A 7569-nucleotide genomic window follows, 5' to 3' on the forward strand; every position below is an offset into this window, starting at 1 on the left:
AAAAAGTGACAATCAAGAAACCCGTTTCAAGGTCCGCACTGAGCCCCGAGCAGTCGTTACAAAGCTGGCTTTGAGCAAAGGACTTCATCTGGAACTCAGTCCAGCGTGTTCTTGTAGACTTTGCCGTCTTTCATGATCAGATCGAAATTCTCATGCGGGTCTGCGATCAGGTCGATATCTTGCAGCGGATTGCCGTCCACAAGGATTAAGTCGGCATAAGCGCCCTTTGCGATTACACCCAAATCGCCTTGTTGATAGGGGTGGCGCGGGCCTGAGAGTTTGAGCAGTTCAGCATTGGTTGAAGTCGCCATTTTCAGCACCTCGTATGGCGTGTACCAGCGCTGCAACTTGGCAAGGAACGCGCCTTGACGTTCGGCCAGTTTGGGATCGAACAGGATGTCGGTGCCGAAAGCGACTTTCACGCCAACTTCTTTCGCCGTTTTGTAGGTGAAATCTGTACCGTTGGTGACGTCGATCCATTTCTGCTGGCTAACAGGGTCGTCGAAAGAAAAGCCATCCTCGTCATCCAGAAGAGGCTGCACTGACAACCACACGTCGTTGTCGCGCATCAGTTCCATCGTTTCGCGGCTCATCAAGAAGCCATGCTCGATGGACTTAACGCCAGCGGCAACGGCTATCTCCACTGCCTCGTCCGTGAAGACATGAGATGCAACATAGGTGTTGTAGGTGTCAGCCACCTCTACGAATGCCTCGATTTCGGCCTTGGTGTATTGGCGTACATCCAGAGGGTCATAGGTAGATGACACCCCGCCACCGGTGGAAATCTTAAGCTGGCTTGCGCCCATGCGCATGATTTCACGCGCGCGTTTGACCACTTCCGGAACACCATCAGCCTGCGCCATCAAACCAACGCTGTACCAGTACCATTGCGAATCCGCGCCGTTCGTCGGAACCGCTTGGTAGGGGCGATAGTCAAAGTGGCCGCCGGTTTGTGTCACGGGTGGGCCGGACGGCAGAATACGGGGGCCTTCGATCTCGCCTGCGTCAATCATCCGTTTTATGGCAAATGAATTGCCGCCAACGTCGCGCACCGTTGTAAAGCCGCGCATTAACGTGCCTTCGGACCCGATGGCACCCCGCACCGCGACCTCAAGAATATCGCCGGTCACAACCACACTCTGCGGATTGCAACAGTAAAGCGTGTGCCAGTGCACGTCGATCAGGCCCGGCATCAACGTGCGCCCGCCACCGTCGATGACGATACCATTGGCGACGGCGAGGGGTTCTGAGGACACATCTGTGATCAGATTGTCGGTTACAACGACATTGGCATTTGCAATCATTTCCTCATTCACACCATCAAACACGTTGACGTTTGTGAACAGTATCGGTCCCCCATCCTGGGAGAGCGCTTGCGAACTGGTTATTGCAAGAGCAATCGACGAAACTGCGGCAAGTTTGGGAAAATGCATTCGAAATTCCTCAGAAAATTCTGTCGGATAAACCATCCCAGCGGAAGCAAGTTTTTTCAAGCATTACCTCGCTTTTCTCCAAGGTCGGCTTTGTCCCGCACAACAGTCATTGGTGACCGTCGTAGCGAATGGCCGCTTTGAGCCCAGTCTGTCTTATGCTGCGGAACAGCCGAATGTCCGCTTTTCTCTCAGGCGACCATCACGGCACGCGCCATCGCGATGACCTTAAGCCAACGTGGAATAAACCTCGGCAACTCGCTGAAAGGTCCAATAGCAGGCGATAGCCGCACATCCACCGGCTAAGCCCACTCGTAGGGACATCCACAAACTGGAGTTCACGCGCCGACACATTATCAAGGCAGGCCAGAGCGCAAGAATAATGGCGATCTGGCCAAGCTCGACGCCAAGATTGAATGCAAGCAGGCTTTGCCAGATGTTTGGAGATGTAACCTGCAAAATCTTGTGCAACACAAAGCTAAACCCAAGCCCGTGCAAGAGACCAATCAGCGTCGTCAGAAGCACCATCGTGACCTCAGAGCGCGCGCGGTCCTTAAAACTCATAAACGCTGCGAAAGCTGCAAATATGATAGAAAGCGCGATTCCGGTTTCGACGGCAGGAACAAACCACGCGCCCGATGGTACAAACCCGAAAAACCCCAGCGACAGCGTTACGCTATGCCCAACGGTAAAACCGGTTGCACGCAGCACTAGCGCCCTGAGTGTCTGCGCTCCAATGACCAGACACACAACAAAAAGAACATGATCCAATCCTTCGAGGATATGTCGAATACCTTCCCAGACAAAACTCAGGAATCCTCCATGCCCCTTTTGCTGAACCACCAATGGTTCAGTCATCAGGCCCCGAGATCGGAATATCTGCGGTTTGTCCGACGCGTAATCGAGAATGAGGTTGGCCGTTTGGTCCTGATCCGGCAAGCCGGGGTCCAGCACGTTGGCAATGCTGTACGATTGGACCGGGCCGTCAGTGTCATAATGCAGGACGAGATCGACAATTGTGTCACCAACAAAAAGCGGTGGCGTTAAGGCCGTTTCGGTGTCCACGGCCTGTTGAGCTTCGGCCAAAGTTGCAAATCCGGGTTCATTTCCAACTCGATGCAAGCGAACGGACTTAACTGTTCCTCTTAAGCGCTGATTGTCGACCAACAAATGCAACCCACCTTCGGCGAATTGCCCCAGCCCATTGGGATCGCTCATGGCAGCTTGCAAGTCGACAAAGTGGACCAACTGACCGTCGCTCATGGCATTAGTCGTGAATGGTGCAGCTTTCGGCAAGGCATCACCATCCTGATCACCGACCTTGTCTGCAACCAGATATGGCATGGGCGTACGGATGTAGACACGCAGACCGTCTTCGGAATGCTCGACGTGCGAAATTCGAACGTTGAGGTTAAGCAAAAAATGTGCCGAGGCCGATAGCGTCAGTGACAAAAACACACCGACAAACAGAGCGCCGAAAGCAAAAACCTGTGGTCTTAAACATTTACGCATTTGGATCGCGAGCCTCGATTACAGTTAATCCATCCAGCTTCCATCGCCCGGACTCAGGTATGACCTCGGCCAGCACCCGAAACGTAACGGCGCGCATGTGGGCGTGCCCCCAATGACCGCCTTGGGCATTCACTGTCCATTTGGCCAGAGTGCTAAACCCACCCGGTTTGAGCGTCGGGTCAACGCGCTCTAAATTCAGGTTTCTAATTTCGGTAACTGTAGCAAGACTGCCTCCTGGCGTTCGGATCACGAGACCACGTTCAACCTCTGTTGCGATGTCACTTAGAGACGCTTCCGTTACAATATGTGCCAGCTCTGACTTTCTTGCTGCCGGCGAAATTTCCAGAGTCACCGTGCTCAAGTTCTCGACCATTGAGCGCAGTATATCTTCCGCAGCCTGCAGCTCAGGGGGCTCAGACTTCTTCCAAGGCAAGTCCGGCAAATATCCCGAAAATGCGACGGTTGCCGATGTTGCGGCAATCATGGTTACGCAACTGATGCGCTTTGCAACTTTGTCCTTGCACAGCAGGAAGAAACCAAGTGAGGCGGCACTGATCATCCCGGAGATCAAAGTAATTGCCGGGTTCTGCCGTGTCTGCTGCTCAACTGGAATCTGAGTAACAGACGCTCTTTCGTATTGGAGCAAGTGGTTTTGCCAATGAAATTGAGGGTCTGTCGGTGTCACAGCTCCAAAGAATGGCCCAGCGATATCGTTTGAAATGGTCGCAACGCGCGAAATTTCCTCGTCAAACATATCCCATGTGACCGTCACCTGATCGGGAAGGTCTGCCGATGAGAAAGACAGGATAGCCCCGATAAACGCATTGTTGACGGATACTTCCTTTCCAGGCTCGACAACCTGAAAACCCTGCGATGTCAGCTCAAGGAGTTTTGCTGTAGCGCTCGACGGTTGCACTAATTTGCCATCAATTGACACCGGGTTACGAGAAGCCAGGAAGGACGCCGCCTGGTTTACGATCAAGGCGCTACCCTGTGGCGAAAGCGTTTGACTGACCTCGGTAGTTTCACCAATCCAAGGCGCCAGTTCACGCAAACGGATCAACGTCTCATGCCGAACTTCACGAGGTTCGATGTAGAGAAAGGTGGATGTCCCGTCCTGAGCTTTTCGATTCAGACTTTCAGCAGAAAAGCGGCTGTCCCACGGATCAGGCCAGTGAATCTTTAACTCTGCCGGCTTTGCCAAGAAACTGAAATCCGTGACCGGAACCTCTCGGTCAAAAACCTGCATCCCGATTGTCACCAGTGGTTCGCCATCCTGCGATGGAGGCATTATGGTCAGCTCGTTGGGAACTGAGTTTTGAAACGGAAAGAACACTTCGACGAACAGAACACGCGGATCGTTTGGCGGGCTGGGAACAATTTGACCCGAGAATGGATCGCGTTGACCTGCAAGCGGCGAGGCCCGGTCGATGCGCGTTCGGTATTCTAACTTTCTGATTTCAGCGTGTAGGGGCTGTTCGTCCCTTGCAACAATAGACAGCGCCCGACTTTTGGCTTGGGCAGAACCTTGATCGGACTCTTGTGCAACCTCCTGCTCACCCTCGACGAAATCGGATGACAAGCCGATTGGCAGCATATCCGCAAACAGCGGAATATCTTCGACATAGACCTCAAGGTCGACGTAAACCCCATCATCTTTGACATGAAGGACAGCAATATTGGGTGCCACTTCCGAACCGTTTGTCAAAACGACATCTGCTGAAACGGCCAGTGCACCCGAGGCCATCACGCTCAGCATCAGGAATAGTCGGCACAGATACCGCCAAATTGGAATCTTGTTCACCCCTGAATGTTAATTTTCCGGCATTGGCGGTGGCGTGTAACCATCCCATTTGCCGGCTTGAACCTTTTCAGAAGGCTCTTTTTCTTTTGAACGCGGTGCATTGATGTATTCGTCGCTCACAGCTGGTGGCAGCGCATAGTCGTCAACACTCGCTTCCCGAACAACGATCTGATCCTTAGTTACGTTTATCACCTGCAGATCTCGCGCCAGCGTGAGCGGTCCTTCGTATGTCGAACGGACACCTTCCAGGATTGCCTGATAGTTTTCGGGCGAAAGAACAGAGTGATACCCTAGGGCCATGCGTGGCTCGACAGCGGACATAACTTTGCCGAAAGCCGCAGGTTCCGTATGAACGCGCGTAGCTACATAAGTCGCCTGTTTCATGTCCCAGCCAAAATACGGGGCCAAAGCATCAGGTGGTAGAAACGCCTCGTGAGAAGCGAGGTCCGCCCCTTTGGCATATTCTACATACCATTTGTTCGGGTATGTATCGCCACCAAAGACGTATTTCAGCCCATTCCATTCTAGAGAGTAACTTACCGAGCCATCTAGACTGTGGATCGCAGGCCAGGAACGGATAGTTACGTCGTTCTCCTGATAAACAATCTCGTTTTCCTGCATGTAATCGAATTCAGTGACTTCGAGCTTGGCGCCATCATCCGGCAGCGCCCCCGTACGTGTGGCCAAATCCCAAGCATAGGCTTTAGACATGCCCTCAACATAGGCTTTGGTGCCCAGTTCATCTTCTGATCCGGACGGGCCGAAGATGCGGAGCGGTGTATATCTGCCCGAAAGCCAACCTCCAACGTGGAGGCCCATGAAGTCTCCAACGTGATCAACATGCAAATGGCTGAAGAAGACCTTATCGATCTTTGCGAAGTCCGGTCGCAGCGAGAACAGGTTTCCGGTTGCGCCAGTTCCTACGTCAAACAGAAAGACGTCCCCATTCCCAAGTTCCACATAAAACGAAATCGAAACGGCTGCCTTGGTTTGGTTTGGCATCCCCGTCCCCAATGCCGTGATACGCATCTCATCCTCGCCGAGGATTTCAGTGTTAGGAAAGTAAGACGCGGGATAAACACCGTTTTCGATTGCACTGGCACTCCGACCTGTCGGCAAGGCGTTTTGCGCCGTGGCTGTGCCAGCCAGTGTCATACCTAAGGCCATCAATGTGCCGGCTGCGGTTTTCATTAAGTTATTCATTGATCCCCCCCTTCAAAGCGACGCCTCGTAAGAGAACACGAAACCGTGAACCTCTCGTTCACCATAGACATCTCTACGGTAAATCCATAGACTGCTCTATGTCAAATAAAGAATGCTGTAATTTGAATGTCAGAATCTATCGCTCGAAACTCACCAAAAAACGCCGCGACCAAGGAAGACTGGATATTGCTGGCCTACAAAGTACTCAATGAGGGCGGCGTTTCCGCGATAAAGGTCGTGCCAATGGCAAAGCGACTGAACCTGACAAGCGGCAGCTTTTACTGGCATTTCAAGAACGTCCGTGAGCTTTTGGATGAGGTTCTCAGATATTGGGAGCAGGAACTGACTGACAATGTGATCGCAAAGGCAAAGACATTTGGCGGCCCCCCGGAAGACCGCATTCTTCTTCTTATGAAAAAGGTCATTGAAGAGGACGCCGCCTTGCCAGATCACGCTGTCTCAGTGTGGGCGAATACCGATGAGAAAGTAAGAGAGGCGTATCAAAGAACCATCGGCAAACGATTCCAGTTCGCTGCCTGGATGTTTGAACAGGCCGGGTTTTCGAAAGAAGAAGCGAAAGCGCGTGGTAGACTGATGGTTACATCGCTAATGGGAGACTCTTCGACCGGTCTGAAAGCGCAAGGCGATTGGGAGAAGGTTATAGAACGGGAACATGCAATTCTTATCGGAAAGAAGAAGATAGAATAAGAATACTGCCCGGCATCGTAAGTTTGCTCGAAACGGACCGCCAGTTTTTAATTGCCCTGTAGGAAGAGCACGCGCAACAATGCCAGAGGCCGACGTTCAGTCTGTGACCATCAAAGTCCGCTTCGTCCCGTAACCTGTGAAACTGCTGCTTCAAAATTGCCGCGCTTCGGACGAATGGCCGGAAAGGACGCTGCGCCGCATCGTGGAAATTTACGCTTGCGCAGAGAATTCGGTTCTGCGAGTGCACGCAGCGAGAATATCCAATTCACAGGTTGGGCTCAGTGCAGTCATTCGGTGTATTGGGTTCAATGTCTGCTCTAGCTGCAAAGCCAACGGTCACACGGCAGGCGCATGTATCCACTACAGTGCGGTGTGCGGTCTCCTACCGAAATAGCGTTAAAACCGCATTGGACGATCAAGCATTAGCTGGAGCACAAGCTGTTCTCCTCCTGTTCTTTTGTTTATGTGCAACCTTTGAAGAGGCCGCCTCGTCTCAATCAGCGCTTTCTGAGCAATCAGTACTGCCTTGATGCACGTAAGCTTTTGGACGCGCGACCAGACCCTAGAGTGGGCCAAACGGAGAATAACTTGAGCGCGAACGCGGATAGCGATCTGAATGACAATCGAGACGTTGCAAATATTGTAGGTGGCTATTCCGTCTAGCCAAGACATCGAGGATGATATCCGGGGCCTGATTGAACGTGTCACGGTCCAACATGAACGTTACGGCGTTCAGCTTGATTTGGAGGGTGCCCTGGCAGCAATGATTGGGTTGGCCCAAAATGAACAAAGCCGCCCTGAGGCGGCTGGTTCGGCTGTGTTGGTTGCGGGAGTAGGATTTGAACCTACGACCTTCAGGTTATGAGCCTGACGAGCTACCGGGCTGCTCCATCCCGCGACACTTTGCGTTGG

General features: G+C 52.5%; 5 protein-coding genes and 1 tRNA gene. 1 reads left to right on the plus strand and 5 read right to left on the minus strand.

Annotation, left to right across the window (positions count from 1 at the left end):
* Nucleotides 1-95: 95 nt before the first annotated feature.
* The 4 genes from ACR0J0_RS20645 to gntH all read right to left on the minus strand — a co-directional run bounded on the left by ACR0J0_RS20645 (nucleotide 96) and on the right by gntH (nucleotide 5937).
* A complete protein-coding gene (locus ACR0J0_RS20645; protein WP_281973867.1) occupies nucleotides 96-1433 on the minus strand; it encodes a metal-dependent hydrolase family protein in 1338 nt (445 codons plus the stop codon).
* A 225-nt stretch (nucleotides 1434-1658) separates the two neighbouring features.
* A complete protein-coding gene (locus ACR0J0_RS20650) occupies nucleotides 1659-2882 on the minus strand; it encodes a HupE/UreJ family protein (RefSeq protein ID WP_480665875.1) in 1224 nt (407 codons plus the stop codon).
* Nucleotides 2883-2934: 52 nt separating this feature from the next.
* Nucleotides 2935-4701, minus strand: a complete 1767-nt coding sequence (locus ACR0J0_RS20655; RefSeq protein WP_480665876.1) for a hypothetical protein — start codon at nucleotides 4699-4701, stop codon at nucleotides 2935-2937.
* Nucleotides 4702-4755: 54 nt separating this feature from the next.
* The gene (gntH, locus tag ACR0J0_RS20660; protein ID WP_480665877.1) at nucleotides 4756-5937 is read right to left on the minus strand and encodes a guanitoxin biosynthesis MBL fold metallo-hydrolase GntH; all 1182 of its coding nucleotides are present in this window, start codon (nucleotides 5935-5937) and stop codon (nucleotides 4756-4758) included.
* Between the two features lie 198 nt (nucleotides 5938-6135).
* Here gntH and ACR0J0_RS20665 point away from each other — a divergent pair, with 198 nt between their 5' ends.
* On the plus strand, nucleotides 6136-6657 hold the full coding sequence (locus tag ACR0J0_RS20665; RefSeq protein WP_480665878.1) for a TetR/AcrR family transcriptional regulator: 522 nt from the start codon (nucleotides 6136-6138) through the stop codon (nucleotides 6655-6657).
* Nucleotides 6658-7478: 821 nt separating this feature from the next.
* Here the strand turns inward: ACR0J0_RS20665 and ACR0J0_RS20670 are convergent.
* A tRNA-Met gene (locus tag ACR0J0_RS20670) sits at nucleotides 7479-7555 on the minus strand.
* Nucleotides 7556-7569: the final 14 nt, after the last annotated feature.

It is taken from the genome of Ruegeria sp. BF12 (assembly GCF_056538705.1).